A 14170-nucleotide genomic window follows, 5' to 3' on the forward strand; every position below is an offset into this window, starting at 1 on the left:
CGGAACTAAGCCGTGGATTCGAACCGCGCCGCGTTCGAGGCGGCGCTTGGTGCACCCGTTCACCGAATTGCAGCGCCAGGCGACCGCGTGAGAGGAGGAATAGGGATTGACGAAAGCACCACTTCGGTTCGATCAAAGGGCTGTCGCGCGCGCACGATCCGCGTGATTGCGACCGTTCAGATTCACGACGAGCTCCGGAAACATTGCCATGTCCGTCACATCCGCCGCGCACACCCAGGCCCTCACCGTTGATCTCGCCATGGAGGCCGACAGGCTTCTTTCGACACTCGGCGTGACCAGGGAGAGCTACACGAAAGGCTCGCTGGTGGTTCGCTCGCCGATCACCGGCAAGATCGTCGCCGAGGTTAGGGAAACCAGCGTCGAGGCCGCCAAGGCGGAGATCGAACGCGCCGAAGCGGCGTTTCGCGCATGGCGCCTGGTGCCGGCACCAAAGCGCGGCGAGCTGGTGCGGCTGCTCGGCGACGAGCTGCGTGCCGGCAAGGAGGCGCTCGGCCGGCTGGTGTCGATCGAGGTCGGCAAGATCATTTCCGAAGGCCTCGGCGAGGTCCAGGAGATGATCGACATCTGCGATTTCGCCGTCGGGCTGTCGCGCCAGCTCTACGGCCTGACGATCGCGACCGAGCGCGGCGAGCATCGCATGATGGAAAGCTGGCATCCGCTCGGCGTCACCGGCATCATTTCCGCGTTCAATTTCCCGGTGGCCGTGTGGGCCTGGAATGCGGCGCTGGCACTCGTGTGCGGCAACAGCGTCGTCTGGAAACCGTCGGAGAAGACCCCGCTGACCGCGCTCGCAACCCACGCCCTGTTCGACCGCGCGCTGGCGCGCTTCAGGAAGGATGGCGGCAGCGCGCCGGAAGGGCTCGCCACGGTGCTGCTCGGTGGCCGCGACATCGGCGAAACGCTGGTCGATCATGCGAAGGTGCCGCTGGTGTCGGCCACCGGCTCGACGGCGATGGGCCGCGCGGTCGGCCCGCGGCTCGCCAAGCGGTTCGCGCGCGCGATTCTCGAGCTTGGGGGCAACAACGCGGCGATCGTCGCGCCGACTGCCGATCTCGACCTGACGCTGCGCGGCGTCGCCTTTGCGGCCATGGGCACCGCCGGCCAGCGCTGCACGACGCTGCGTCGCCTGTTCGTCCATGACAGCGTGTATGACGGCTTCGTGCCGCGGCTGACGCGCGCCTATGCCTCCGTGACGGTCGGCAATCCCCTCGAAAACGGCACGCTGGTCGGTCCGCTGATCGACGGTGCGGCGTATCGCGCCATGCAAGGCGCGCTCGAAGCGGTCAGGGCGGCCGGCGGCAAAATCCACGGCGGGGAACGGGTTGCGATCGATGGCGCGGCCGACGCCCATTACGTCCGCCCGGCGCTGGTCGAGATCGCCTCTCAGACCGGACCGGTCGAGCACGAGACTTTCGCCCCGATCCTCTACGTGATCAGATACCGCGACTTCGATGCCGTGCTCGAGTTGCACAACGCCGTTCCGCAAGGACTGTCGTCGTCGATCTTCACCAATGATTTGCGCGAGGCGGAAACCTTCCTGTCGGCACGCGGCTCCGATTGCGGCATCGCGAATGTGAATATCGGCCCGTCCGGCGCGGAGATCGGCGGCGCATTCGGCGGCGAAAAGGACACCGGCGGCGGCCGCGAGTCCGGCTCCGATGCTTGGAAGGCCTATATGCGCCGGGCCACCAACACCATCAATTACGGCCGGACGTTGCCGCTCGCGCAGGGCGTCAAGTTCGACGTGGTGTGAGAAAGATCGAGACGTGAACGTTCCCGTTGCTATGCCGTCGTCGTTCCGGCCGTCGAGCCGCCCTTCGGGCAGGCCTCGCGCGACATGGGGCGGATCAATGTTGGGCGCCGGTCGGGGGTCAAAGGCCGCGCGGTAGCGGCCGGATCGCCCGGCAACGGAACGCGGCCTTCACTCACTTATCCGCCAGTCGATAGGCTGGCGAGTTTCGCAGCGAGGTCGCCAATGCTGAATGGCTTGACCATCCGCGGAAGATCAGGCGCGACGCCCTCGCTTTCCGCGTAGCCCGACACCAAGAGCACCTGCGTTCCAGGCACTTGTGCGCGTACGAGCCGAGCCAAATCAGTGCCGTTCATTCCCGTCATCAAATGATCGGTAACAAGGAGCTGGGGTTTGACGCCGCCACCGATCAGCCGGATTGCTTCTTCCGCCGAGGCAGCTTCGAGAACCGCGTATCCAAGGTCCGTTAGCATGTCGGCGGCTGCTGCACGAACGAGAGGCTCGTCATCGACGAGAAGGGCGGTCCCGAGCGCCCCGCCGCTGGGCACCGATGCCGGCTGCTGGTTCTCCGACGCCACAGGCTCATCGGTCGATGGAAGCCACATTTCTATATTCGTGCCCACCCCAGGCCGGCTTTGAATGGTCAGCGCGCCGCCCAGTTGCGATGCCAGGCCGTGAGCCATCGATAGACCGAGACCCGTGCCTTTTCCGATGCCCTTGGTCGAGAAGAATGGCTCGATCGCCCGGGCCTTCACGGATTCGTCCATGCCGACTCCGCTGTCCGCAACGGATAGCCTGACATAGCGTCCAGGCCTCAAGTTGGTCCGATGTCCCGCATCGACCTGTTGGGCGTCTGCGGTAATACGCAACGTGCCGCCATCGGGCATCGCGTCACGCGCATTCACCGCGAGATTGAGGAGCGCCATCTCCAGCTGATTTTCATCGACCTTTGCGGCCGGCAGGTCCTGCTGGATCTCCACAGAGACTTTGACCTGCGGGCCGGACGTGCTGGAGATCAGCTCGCCCATTCCGTGAATCAGGTCCCCGACCCGCGTTGCTCTGGCTTGGAGGGGTTGCCGCCGTGCGAATGCGAGCAGCCGCTGGACGAGAGTCTTGGCCCGATCTGCTGATTGCATCGCTCCGGCGATCAATCGCTGCTCGCGCTCCCCTCCTACGCCTCTGCGCTGCAAGGCATCGAGGGCTCCGAAGATTGGCGTCAACAGGTTGTTGAAGTCGTGGGCGACTCCGCCGGTAAGCTGGCCCATCGCCTCCATTTTCTGCCCTTGGCGGAGCTGCTCCTCCGCCCTTGCGAGCCGCTCCTGCTCCCGAATACGCTCCGTCACGTCATAGACGAACTGATAGGCGCCGATCCGCTCCCCCTTGCTGTTCCGCAAGGTATTGTACTTCATTTCATAATGGCGACGTTCGCGGTCTCCAAACGCCGCGATTTCGGTGAATTCCTCTCCGGATAGCGCGCGCGCCCAAACCGCGCGCACGGCTTCTCGCTCGATAGGTAGATGCGTCAACAGGTCGAGCATGCATTGCCCGGCCTGTGGACGAATTTTGAATATCTTCTCGAATTCATTAGCCGCGGCCTTGTTGATGGCCAGCCAACGGAATTCCAGGTCTACGACCTGGACGAACGCATCCGTCCCTTCGACAATGTCGGCCAAAACCTTCCTTTCGGCCAGGACCTCGGAGATGCGGCGCTCCAATGTCTCGTTCAGCTCTTTGAGCCTTTCTTCATCAGCCTTGCGCGCAGTGATGTCGATCGCGGTGCCGGTCACTCGCACACAGCGGCCATTGTCATCAAACACGCCGCGTCCCTTCGCAGCGACCCAGCGAACGCGACCGTCTTCTTTGCCGATGGTTCGATACTCAACATCGTAGAGAGCACGCTTATCGGGATCTCGCGCCGCTGCATAAGCTTCGCTGACGAACTCCCGGTCTTCGGGGTGGAGGCCCGAGTAGAACTCCAGCATCGACACGGGGCTGTCTGGCGAGATACCGAACATCGCCTTGACCAAGGGTGGCCAGTGCAGGACCTGGCTGATCTCATCCACGTCCCAGAAGCCGACGTCCGCGTTGGCAGTAGCGAGTCGCAAGCGTTCTTCGTTTTCGCTCAGGGCGACATTCATCGCTCGCAATTCGTCTTCGGCACGGCGACGTTCGGCTTCGACTTCCTCTCTCTCGGTTACATCGACGTTGACGCCAATCATCCCGAGGAATTCACCGGAAGCTCCGAACCGAGGATGCGCGACGGTTTCCAGCACCCGGTATGCTCCTGAGGCGCTGCGGTATCGCCCCTTCAGCTCTACGGGGACGCGTTTCACCATTGCGGCCCCAACCTGTTCGCCGACGGCCCGAGCGTCGTCGGGATGAATGGTCGCCGACCAATCGAAGTCGGAAATGGCTGCTTCCTCTACCCCCCAGAAGCTGCGGAGCAGCCGATTGAGGTGAAGGCATTTGCCGGCGGAGTCGCTTATCCAGATCATGACAGGAGCGTGCTCCGACATGAGACGAAAGCGCAGTTTGGATTCCCTCAATTGCTCTTCCGTCATTATTCTGTCCAGTGACAGGCTCAACTGGCGTGCAATTGTGCTGGCTAGACGTGTCTCCCCCTCGCTGAATTGATGCGGGCACCTATAGTACGTCATGAACTTGCCCATGACGCGTCCGTTGCGGACAAGCGGAATGAAGGCGAGACCACGAATCCCTTCACCCTCGATTACCTTCTTGAGGGCATCAGGTTCGTTCGTATCCCGAATATCAGTCACGAAGATCGGGACCGCATCAGTCGTCTCTAGTGTCCACGGCGAGTGACCGTCTACGGCTTGGCGGTACTCCTCGCTGATCCCCTTCCATGCGACGAAGCGCATGACGGAAGCCGAATCGAAGAGCAGGATCGATGCACGCTCGCAGCCGAGCGCATCGGTGATCGCCTCGAGCGCCGCCTCGTAGACCTCTTGGGCGGATTTCGCAGCCTGTAGGCGCTCTGTCAGGTGGAATAGCGTTCCAAGCTCACGAACAGTCCGCGAAAGCGATTCCGCAGCGCTCTTACGCTCGCTGATGTCTCGGCAAAACGATGCTCCGCCCACGATCGATCCGTTCTCATCGCGCAGCGGGACGACCGTAATCTCCACGGCCAGGCCTCTACCATCTTTGGCCACCCTGACGGTTTCGAAGGGGCCAAAGGATTCGCCAGCGCTCACGCGAGCGATCATGTTCTCGGCGGCTGAACGTTCCGCGTGCGTGACCAGATCCAGCAGGGAACAACCGCCGATCTCCGAAGCCTCGAAGCCCAACAGGCGTTCTGCCGCGGGATTCCACTCAGTGATGATGCCGTCGGTGCGCCAGCACCAGATCGCGTCGGGCGAGCCGGCAAGGATCGCCGAAAGCACCACCGGTCCGGGTCCTCCCTCCATGCGCCGACTTGGCTTTGAGGCGGAAACCGGCCGGTCGGCCCCACTGGACATCTTTATCCCTCCCGGCCACCCTTCGAGAAGACGGCTGCCATACGCCTGTTTTTGAACCCGGCCAACAAAACCTTACCCAACCAAGAGGATTGAGATTGGTTCCAAGAGTGGGCCGGAGAATCCATGCGGGGCAGAGAGCATCAAGCGGGGCCCTCCTGCAGGGGTTGAAATCGGACGAAGCGTCAAGCGGTTTCTCAGGCAACTTCGGCTGCGGACATGATACACGTTCATGGACGCCGGACCCGGGCGGCGGGTCCGTGCCGTCCCACATCCGCCACCCTCCCAAAGTAGACAGCACTGCGAGCCGCGACGGCATATGGTGCATGCAGCCAAGCTCCACAGAAGGGACTTTTCATGCCGGGAGTGCTCGAACGCAACAACGTGAAGGTCCGCGGAGCCGGTGAACAGCCGATGATGTTCGCGCATGGCTACGGGTGCGACCAGAACATGTGGCGATTCGTCGCCCCGGCCTTCGAATCGGATTTCAACACCGTGCTGTTCGATCACGTGGGGGCGGGCGGGTCCGACCTCAGCGCCTACAACAAGCGCAAATATTCCAGTCTAGGCGCTTATGCCGATGACGTCGTCGAGATCGGGCGAGGGCTGGAGCTGCACGATGCCGTGTTCGTCGGCCATTCGGTCAGCGCCATGATCGGTGTCCTCGCCTCGCAGAAGGCGCCCGGTATGTTCGGTAAGCTCATCCTAATCGGTCCATCTGCCCGCTACATTGACGACGAGGGGTACGTCGGCGGCTTCAGCGCGAAGCAGATCGAAGAGCTCCTTGAGTTTCTTGAGGCCAACCACATGGGCTGGTCCGCGCAGATGGCCCCCTTGATCATGGGGAATCCTGACCGGCCAGAACTCGCGGAAGAGCTCACGAACAGCTTTTGTCGCACAGATCCGGACATCGCAAAGGCGTTCGCCCGTGTGACCTTTACCTCCGACAACCGCAAGGATCTCGCCGGGGTGACCGTCCCGACTCTCATCCTCCAGTGCAGCGAAGATATCATTGCCTCCGAGGCGGTGGGCGAGTTTGTGAATCGCAACATTCCAAACAGCCGCATGATCGTTCTCAAAGCCACCGGGCACTGCCCGAATCTCAGCGCACCGGACGAAGTCGTCGCCGCCATGCGGACTTTCGTGTGAGCCGCGTGGACATCAACTCGCGCCCGGACTTCGAGGACATGGTGGAGAACGGGCCGTTCGGCTACGTATCTCTGCTACCCAACGGTCGCGTCGGATACGTGAACAGCGCGCTCCTGGAATGGAGCGGATACACGGCTGGCCAGATACTTGGAAGGCCGCTGGTCGAACTTCTGACGGTGCCCGGGCGCATCTACTACGAGACCCATCTTGCTCCTCTGCTTCGGATGCAGGGCTTCTTCTCCGAAGTTGCCCTTGACCTCCTCAAGGACGACGGCGAGCCGCTGCATACGATCGCCAACGCCAAGGAAGCGCGGGACTCAGAGGGAAGGCCGACTTCGATCCGGATCGCGTTCATCAAGTCCATCGATCGTCGCCGGTACGAACAGGAGCTGTTGAGATCACGCGAGATGGCCAGGGCCGCCGCCGAGGCGACCGAGGAGAAGCTGAAGCGAGAGCATCAGATGGCCGAGTTGCGCGAGCAGTTCATCGCCGTGCTTGGTCACGATCTGCGCAACCCTCTTGCCGCGCTCAGCGCTGGCGCTCGAATTCTTGATCGCACGGTGCAGAGCGAGAAGGAGCGCCAGATTATCGCAATGATGCAGACCACGGTCACGCGAATGGCCGGCCTCATCGACGACGTCCTCGATCTCGCGCGCGGCCGCCTCGGCGGCGGAATCGCCGTCGAGCACAAGGCAGGCAAGCCGTTGGAGTCCGTCCTCACCCAGGTCGTGGACGAGTTGCGGCTGGCCTCGCCGGGGCGGGAGATCCTGGTCGATCTCCACGTCAACCGGCCTGTCGATTGCGACAGCTCACGCATCGGGCAGATGCTGTCTAACCTGCTTGGGAACGCCTTGACGCACGGGTCGGCCAGCAAGCCCGTCATAGTCCGTGCGGAGACGCGCGACGAGGCCTTCGAACTGTCGGTCAGCAACGCGGGAGAACGGATTCCCCCCGAGGCCATGGACAAGCTGTTCGAGCCGTTCTTCCGCGGGAAGGCCCGCGCCAGCAGGCAAGGATTGGGGCTTGGCCTCTACATCGCGTCCCAGATCGCTAAGGCGCATGGCGGCGAACTCGTTGCTACGTCAAATCCTGAAGAGACCAGATTCACGTTCACGATGCCCGTGCAAGCGGGGTCGCGTGATCGGATCGATGGTCCGGTGGACAGCATGTGAGCCGACATAGGTGCGCGGTGAGTCGCCGTTATGCCCCACCTGCGTTCGAGGGAACGCCAAGTCCCGGGCAACCAGGGCTGACAGCACTGCACCGGCATGAACAGCACGAAATTGGGCAAGCTGAACCATCGCGCCGTCACCGCCGGGCTCATGATTGGTGTCCAGACATTCACGACGGCGATCGCGGCGACGATGCCGACGAGGCAGCTCCGGCGCAGGCGCGGATCTCAAATTCGAGGTGCCCCGCGAGCCGCTGGATAGTCTCACGTGCGTTGTGTCCGGTCCGGCGCGGGTTATGGCCGCAGCGATTGTTTGGCCGGCGACGCCGTTGCGCGAAACGGCAGGCGGTCATCCCGCAATAGAAGAAGTACAGTTGTGCCGGCGGTCGATGCTTGCCAACTGGGCGAACTCAACAACGTAAAGCGCTTCGCGATATGGGAAATGCATGTGATGAACGCAGCGACCGCCGACATCGCAACCAGCTGGCTGCCGAGTGTTCGCGCGCTCGGCGAGTTACAGGCAACAGCTATTGCTCACCGATGCGTTTTGCGGCAACACGGGAATTCGCTCGGAACATCCACAGGCCGCCCAAGGCACCGGAGATGTCAGCGCCGGGGTCACTGCGGTGCAGCGGAGCGCGGTCGAAACCGGTAGCGCATCGATTCAGCGCCTCATCTGCCCAGCTTTTGTCGCGCGATTCGACGCGGCTCAAGGACGAGGTCGTGCATTTCCTGCACAGCGTTCGGGCATGACGCTGGCCTACGATGGCGAGAGTTGGAAACAACACCGCCCAACGGAGTGAAGGAACTTTCAGCGCCGAAGCGTCAGCTTGCGTTGCGCCAGCGCGCCTGGCGCGAGGCGACGGATACGGTGTCGAGAAAGCGATCGATATCCTCCTCGCTGGTGTAGACGTGAGGGGCAACGCGGTTGATGGCATCGAGGCACCTCGCCTCCAGGTCCGCCCGCGCGTAATCGCGATCGACCACTGCGGCGGCGATATTGGCGTCGGCGAGACGATCGTTTAGCTCGACCGGCACGATAGCGCTGGCTGTGAAAGTGAGGAACGCGGCATTCGCTGCATCCTCCTCGAACACGGTCACCCCAGGAATGGCCGTCAGCCCTGCACGGAGGCGGACAAGACGCACGCGGATCACGTCGTCGATGTTCTCGATCCCGCATTCCAGGGCACGCGTCATTGCCGCACCCAGCCCGAGCCTGCCGGCAACCGAAAATTCGTAAGTTTCGAAGCGTTGCGCATCGGCCCGTGTGGCATAGCTGTCGATCGATGTCCAGTTGGAGCCGACTTGGCTCAGAACCGGAGGATCACCAAGCCGCTCCAGGGCACGATCAGAGAGCGCCATGATCGCTTCGCCGCGCGGACCACGCAGCCACTTGCGGCTTGGTGCCACCAGCACATCGGCACCGGTACTTGCCATCCCTGCAGGCAATCGTCCAACCGCCTGCGCGCCGTCGACGAATAAAAGGCACCCCTCCGGCCGCGGCAGTGCGGCGATGAGTTCCACGGGCTGTCGTACGCCCGATCCGCTCGCCACCACCGGGAGGCAGATCGCCACCGTCCGCTCGTCGATCAGTTCGCCGACGCGCTCGACATCGATGCGGCCGGTGCGCTCGTCGACCGGCATGATGTCGATCGCGATGCCGTCGATCAGACGCCGTTTCATCAGATTGAGGACGTTGCCGGCCCATTCCGAACGCGCAACCAGCACGCGCGCCCCGCGCTTTATCGGCATGGCTAGGAACGCCATGGCCCACATCGTGCCGGCGCTGCCCCCGAATGCGACATTGTGCGGGCGGCATTGCAGGAGTTCGGCGGCGACAGCACGGACGCCATGGAGTTCGTCCTGCGCCCGCGCGGCCGCCCAGTGCGGACCGATACTTGCCTCCTCGGCAAGGTGACGCATGACCGTCTCGGTCACGATGCGTGGCGGCAGTCCGGCGCCGGCCGCATTCAGATGAATCACCGTTGCCGCGCCGGGCGTATCGGCGCGAAACGCGACTGCGTCGAAATGGTCGCGGGAAGGGGCGATGCGCATGGTCGTTTCTCTCCTTGGTGTTGTGCCGGCGTGTCATTGGCGACCGCGGCCGGAGCGATGAGATCGAAATCGTCATCAGTTCCGAATTATTGTTCGAGCATGGTCTCCGTGCAGACGCCTCTGGCGCCTGTTGCGACCGAAGACCGCTGCGTGCTTCTCGGAATCATGATTGGAATCTCATTGGCGCAATATCTTGGACAGGAAAATGCGTGCGCGCTCGGTCGAAGGCTGCGCGAAGAAGACGGAGCTCGGAGCCTCCTCCAGGATACGCCCGCCGTCCATGAACACGACACGACCGGCAACATGGCGCGCAAACCCCATCTCGTGGGTCACGACCATCATGGTCATGCCGTCGCGCGCGAGCTCGGTCATGACGTCGAGCACATCCTTGATCATTTCAGGGTCGAGCGCCGACGTCGGTTCGTCGAACAGCATCGCGATCGGATCCATGGCCAGCGCGCGGGCGATGGCGACGCGTTGCTGCTGGCCACCCGAGAGCTGGGCGGGATGGCAACCGGCCTTGTCGTCCAGGCCGACGCGGCGGAGCAGCATCATGGCTTTGTCGCTCGCCTCGACCTTCGACCGGCGCAACACCTTGACCTGTGCCAGCGTGATGTTCTCGAGCACCGACAAATGCGGATAAAGCTCGAAGTGCTGGAACACCATGCCGATCCGGCTTCGGAGCCGGGTGAGGTCGGTACGGCGGTCGCCCACGGGCACACCGTCGACCACGATCGTCCCGCTCTGGAAGGTCTCGAGGCCGTTGACGCATTTCAGCAGGGTTGACTTGCCCGATCCCGACGGTCCGCAAACCACGACAGCCTCGCCTTTCCGAATGCTCATGGAGCAGTCGTTCAAGACTTCCAGCGCGCCGTAACTCTTGGAAATTCCGATAATCTCGATCGTCGCGGGTTGCTCGACGGATGCGTCTGCGATCGGGGATACCTTGCGGAGGGCAGAGATGCTCATGGACTTAGCGGCGACCTGTTGAGAAACTGGATTGATTGGGAGGCTGCGAAACAGAGCGTGAAGTAGACGATGACTGCGAACAGATAGAATTCGACCAGATGTCCGTCCCGATTCGCCGTCACCGAGATTGCCGTCATGAAGTCGTGCAGGCCGACGACATAGACCAGCGAAGTATCCTGAAACAGGGCGATGCTCTGCGACAACAGGATCGGCAGCATCTTCCGGATCGCTTGTGGCAGGATCACGAAGCGGTAGGCTTGAAACGGGCCGAGTCCGGATGCGAGGGCGGCGGCGAGCTGCTGCTTCGGCACGCTTTGGATGCCGGCGCGGATGATCTCGGCATAATAGGCGGCCTCGAAGATGACGAAGGCGATGAGCGCCGAGGTGAACGCGCCGATCGGGCGTCCGATCACCAGCGGCACCAGGAGATAGAACCAGAAGATCACCATGATCAGGGGCACCGAGCGCAGCCCGTTCACATAGCCTGCCGCGATGGCGGCGATCGGCCGTGATCCGGCGATACGCATGACCGCGAGGATGGTGCCGAGCAGCCCTCCGCCGGCCATCGCCAGCAGCAACAGGCCGAAGCTCGTCTGCAGCCCATCCCAGAGAAACGGCGCCACGGCCTTGAAGAGATCGGGATCGAGATCGTTCATCAATCAGGTCCGTCCCATCAAACCGGGAATGGCGACAAAGCGCTCGACGGCACGCAGCGCGGCGATCACCGCTGTCGTCAAAACGACGTAGGTCAGCGTCGCCGCGGTGAATGCCTCGATGCCGTGAAACGTCGCGCTCTCGATCTGGCGGCTCTGGCCGGTCAGTTCGAGCAGGCCGATCGTCAGCGCGAGCGAGGAGTTCTTGACTACGTTGAGAAATTCGGATGTCAGCGGCGGCAGGACGTTCCGCGCAGCGATCGGCAGCAGGATGTAACGATAGCTCTGCGCCAGCGTGAGACCGCTCGCCGCCGCGGCCATCGCCTGGCCACGCCCGATCGCCTGGATGCCGGCGCGGGTCTGCTCGGCAACGCGCGCCGCCGTGAACAGGCCGAGACCGATAACCGCCGTCCAGTATTCCGGCAGCGGCAGGTCGCGCTTGATCCAGTTGCCGATTGGCGTTGGCAGCAGTTCCGGCAGCACGAAATACCAGACGAACAATTGCAGCAGCAGCGGGATGTTGCGGAACGTCTCGACATAGGCCGTCCCGATCAGCCGTGGCGTACGGCCGGGCAGTGTCCTGATGATGCCGACCGTCACGCCAACGAGCAAGGCCAGCACCCAGGCCGCGCCCGCGACGAGCAGGGTCCATCCCAGTCCCGCGAGCAGCCAGCCGAGATACGGCTGGGAGACCAGAACGCTCCAGTCCCAACGATAGGTCATTGCGGCAGAGCCTGGATCGCGAAGGCGGTCTTGAGCTCGGGCTCGATCTCGATGCCGAGTGGGCCGAACCATTTGGTGTAGAGCGTCTCGGCCTCGGGCGAGCGGAACGCATCGGCGAAGGCGCGCTTCACGAGCAGGGCAAACTCCATGTCCCCGCGCTGCATCATGGCAGAATAGGGATCGTAAGTGAGCAAGCGCCCGATCACCTTGAGCGCTCCCTTCGGCTGCGCCTTGGTCGCCGCGTAGACCTTGATCTGGCCGCCATCGGCGGCAAAGCCGTCCACCCGCCCGTTGGTTACGAGCAATGCGCCTTCTCCGAGATCCTTGGCATAGACCAACTCGATGCCGAGCTTCTCGGTCTCGTTCAGCATCCGCAAGGATTGCTCGTTGCTGGATCCCTGGAGCACGGCCACGCGCTTGCCCTTCAGGTCTTCGACTTCCCGGGCCGCGTTGTCAGCCTTGACCATGACTTGCGTGCCCGTGATGTAGAAGATCGGTGAGAACTCCACCTGCTCCTGGCGGGAGAGCGTGTTGGTGGTCGTCCCGCATTCCAGGTCGATGGTGCCGTTGGCGACCAGCGCAATGCGGTTCGTGGTGTTGATCGGCACATACTTGACCTCGAGGCCTGGCATCTCGAGCCGGGCCTTCACCGCCTCGACGACCTTCATGCAGAGGTCGATGGAATAGCCCTCGACCTTCTGGTCACGGTCGATGAAAGAGTAGGGGGCGGATGCTTCGCGATGACCGATGGTGATTGCGTTGCGCGCAGCGATGCGTTTCAGGATCGGGCTGTCGCCCGGGCCGGCGGCCTGGGCCGGGCCGGCCAGGGCGAGGGCTCCAAGCAGGCCGACGATCGAGCAATACCAAAAGCTACGCTCTTGCATGGAGGTCTCCTCAGAATGATGGCCGCGCGTCGCCGCTCGCCGCGACGGCTGCACAGCCGGCTGGCGATTGGGAAGTGCCAAGAGATGTCCCAGATGAGGTCAACACCCGGTTCGGCCGAAATCGACTGAGCCGGGATCAAGAAGAGATTAACCGTGGCCAAGCGGCTCAGCCAATGCCGATCGCTCGGTCTGCGATGCGAAATTCGCATGATGCATCGCGAGTGTGACGTGGCATCATCTCGGTGAGGTGGTGGGCGGCTGTTTCGGCTGGAGGGGCTGCAATGCTCGACATACGTTGGCTCGAAGACTTCATCGTGGTCGCCGAGACCCGCAACATCACCAAGGCTGCCGAACTCCGTAATGTGACGCAGTCAGGCCTCAGTCGCCGCATCCAGTCGCTGGAGAACTGGGCGGGCGCGGCCCTGATCGACCGCCGCCATGCCCCGCTCGAACTCACCGAGGCCGGCCACAAGTTGCTGGATGTCGCCAACGAAGCGCTCGGTCGCCTGAACGGCATCCGTCGCACGATCCGCGAAGACCAGAACGAGCGCTTGCGAAGCATTCGCTTCGCGGCGCCGCATATTCTGTCGGTCACCTTTTTTCCGCGCTGGCTGCTGGCCATCCAGGCGAAGCTCGGCTCCACCCGCCTGTCCGTCACCTCCGACAATCTGCCGGGTTGCGCCAATCTGTTTGAAGACGGAGCGGTCGACTTCGTGGTCTGTCTTGTCGATGCAGAAGGGGCGATTCTCCGCGGCGCGGGTCGGCCATTGACCATCGAGCGCTGCGCATCGATCTCGATCGGCAAGGAGCGGCTGATTCCGCTCTCGGCCCCGGCCGCCGACGGCAAGCCGCTGCACCGGCTCGACCTCAACCCGCGGCTCTCCACATCCTATCTCGCCTATAGCCGTGAATGCTCGCTCGGTTGGGCGGTCGAAGACCTCATCGCGCGACGGCCGGACTTGGTGCAGCTCCATAGCTTGTACGACAACTCCCTGGCCGATGGCCTGAGGACCATGGCGCTTGCAGGCCTGGGCGTCGCCTGGCTGCCGCTGACGACCACGCATAACGACATCATTCGCGGCAAGCTGGTGCGAACCGGCGATCCGCAACTCGCCATCGATCTCGATATTCGGCTCTATCGTCCTGCGCAGCGGCTGGCGAAGAAGGCCGAGGAGCTCTGGTCCCGGTTGACGACCGAAGGTCTGGGAGCTCTGCTGGCGCCCGCTGCTTTTCCTCCTGACATCGCCACGACGATTCACAGTGAGGATCCGCAGACGATTCGGCAGTGACCGGCGCGTCTGCCCCGCACGTTCAGCTCGAAC

General features: G+C 63.1%; 10 protein-coding genes and 1 pseudogene. 5 read left to right on the forward strand and 6 right to left on the reverse strand.

Annotated features, from left to right (window positions below; genetic code table 11):
* The first annotated feature begins 208 nt into the window (after nucleotides 1-208).
* Nucleotides 209-1774, forward strand: a complete 1566-nt coding sequence (amaB, locus tag ACVIIW_RS23680) for an L-piperidine-6-carboxylate dehydrogenase (RefSeq protein ID WP_456702938.1) — start codon at nucleotides 209-211, stop codon at nucleotides 1772-1774.
* Between the two features lie 176 nt (nucleotides 1775-1950).
* On the opposite strand, the gene ACVIIW_RS23685 is transcribed toward amaB, so the two are convergent.
* Nucleotides 1951-5247 carry a PAS domain S-box protein gene (locus tag ACVIIW_RS23685; RefSeq protein WP_456702939.1) on the reverse strand — a complete coding sequence of 1099 codons (3297 nt, stop codon included), beginning with the start codon at nucleotides 5245-5247 and terminating at the stop codon, nucleotides 1951-1953.
* A gap of 354 nt (nucleotides 5248-5601) precedes the next feature.
* Here ACVIIW_RS23685 and ACVIIW_RS23690 point away from each other — a divergent pair, with 354 nt between their 5' ends.
* The 3 genes and pseudogenes from ACVIIW_RS23690 to ACVIIW_RS23700 form a co-directional block, all read left to right on the forward strand.
* A complete protein-coding gene (locus ACVIIW_RS23690) occupies nucleotides 5602-6393 on the forward strand; it encodes an alpha/beta fold hydrolase (RefSeq protein ID WP_456702940.1) in 792 nt (263 codons plus the stop codon).
* Nucleotides 6394-6431: 38 nt separating this feature from the next.
* Nucleotides 6432-7565, forward strand: coding sequence for a PAS domain-containing sensor histidine kinase (locus ACVIIW_RS23695; protein WP_456705248.1), 1134 nt, complete (start codon nucleotides 6432-6434; stop codon nucleotides 7563-7565).
* 548 nt (nucleotides 7566-8113) lie between these two features.
* A pseudogene (locus tag ACVIIW_RS23700) lies at nucleotides 8114-8317 on the forward strand (hypothetical protein); the annotation flags it as partial.
* A gap of 72 nt (nucleotides 8318-8389) precedes the next feature.
* Here the strand turns inward: ACVIIW_RS23700 and ACVIIW_RS23705 are convergent.
* From ACVIIW_RS23705 to ACVIIW_RS23725, 5 genes are all read right to left on the reverse strand, one after another.
* Nucleotides 8390-9619 (reverse strand): aminotransferase class V-fold PLP-dependent enzyme, encoded by a 1230-nt coding sequence (locus ACVIIW_RS23705; protein WP_456702941.1) that lies wholly within the window; start codon nucleotides 9617-9619, stop codon nucleotides 8390-8392.
* Nucleotides 9620-9796: 177 nt separating this feature from the next.
* Complete coding sequence (locus tag ACVIIW_RS23710; protein WP_456702942.1) at nucleotides 9797-10588, reverse strand: amino acid ABC transporter ATP-binding protein; 792 nt, start codon at nucleotides 10586-10588, stop codon at nucleotides 9797-9799.
* A complete protein-coding gene (locus ACVIIW_RS23715) occupies nucleotides 10585-11247 on the reverse strand; it encodes an amino acid ABC transporter permease (RefSeq protein WP_456702943.1) in 663 nt (220 codons plus the stop codon). The genes ACVIIW_RS23710 and ACVIIW_RS23715 overlap by 4 nt, the downstream gene beginning before the upstream one ends.
* Nucleotides 11248-11964, reverse strand: coding sequence for an amino acid ABC transporter permease (locus ACVIIW_RS23720; protein ID WP_456702944.1), 717 nt, complete (start codon nucleotides 11962-11964; stop codon nucleotides 11248-11250). It abuts the gene before it with no gap.
* A complete protein-coding gene (locus ACVIIW_RS23725) occupies nucleotides 11961-12848 on the reverse strand; it encodes an amino acid ABC transporter substrate-binding protein (protein WP_456702945.1) in 888 nt (295 codons plus the stop codon). The genes ACVIIW_RS23720 and ACVIIW_RS23725 overlap by 4 nt, the downstream gene beginning before the upstream one ends.
* A 281-nt stretch (nucleotides 12849-13129) precedes the next feature.
* Between ACVIIW_RS23725 and ACVIIW_RS23730 the strand changes: the two genes are divergently transcribed.
* Nucleotides 13130-14137: a LysR family transcriptional regulator gene (locus tag ACVIIW_RS23730; RefSeq protein ID WP_456702946.1), complete on the forward strand. Its 1008-nt coding sequence runs from the start codon at nucleotides 13130-13132 to the stop codon at nucleotides 14135-14137.
* Nucleotides 14138-14170: the final 33 nt, after the last annotated feature.

The organism is Bradyrhizobium sp. USDA 4449, assembly GCF_054056275.1.

Excerpts from the sequence above, each read along its gene's own strand:
- amaB (WP_456702938.1), top strand. The coding sequence starts at position 209 with ATGTCCGTCACATCCGCCGCGCACACCCAGGCCCTCACCGTTGATCTC.
- ACVIIW_RS23685 (WP_456702939.1), bottom strand. The coding sequence starts at position 5,247 with ATGTCCAGTGGGGCCGACCGGCCGGTTTCCGCCTCAAAGCCAAGTCGG.
- ACVIIW_RS23690 (WP_456702940.1), top strand. The coding sequence starts at position 5,602 with ATGCCGGGAGTGCTCGAACGCAACAACGTGAAGGTCCGCGGAGCCGGT.
- ACVIIW_RS23695 (WP_456705248.1), top strand. The coding sequence starts at position 6,432 with ATGGTGGAGAACGGGCCGTTCGGCTACGTATCTCTGCTACCCAACGGT.
- ACVIIW_RS23705 (WP_456702941.1), bottom strand. The coding sequence starts at position 9,619 with ATGCGCATCGCCCCTTCCCGCGACCATTTCGACGCAGTCGCGTTTCGC.
- ACVIIW_RS23710 (WP_456702942.1), bottom strand. The coding sequence starts at position 10,588 with ATGAGCATCTCTGCCCTCCGCAAGGTATCCCCGATCGCAGACGCATCC.
- ACVIIW_RS23720 (WP_456702944.1), bottom strand. The coding sequence starts at position 11,964 with ATGACCTATCGTTGGGACTGGAGCGTTCTGGTCTCCCAGCCGTATCTC.
- ACVIIW_RS23725 (WP_456702945.1), bottom strand. The coding sequence starts at position 12,848 with ATGCAAGAGCGTAGCTTTTGGTATTGCTCGATCGTCGGCCTGCTTGGA.
- ACVIIW_RS23730 (WP_456702946.1), top strand. The coding sequence starts at position 13,130 with ATGCTCGACATACGTTGGCTCGAAGACTTCATCGTGGTCGCCGAGACC.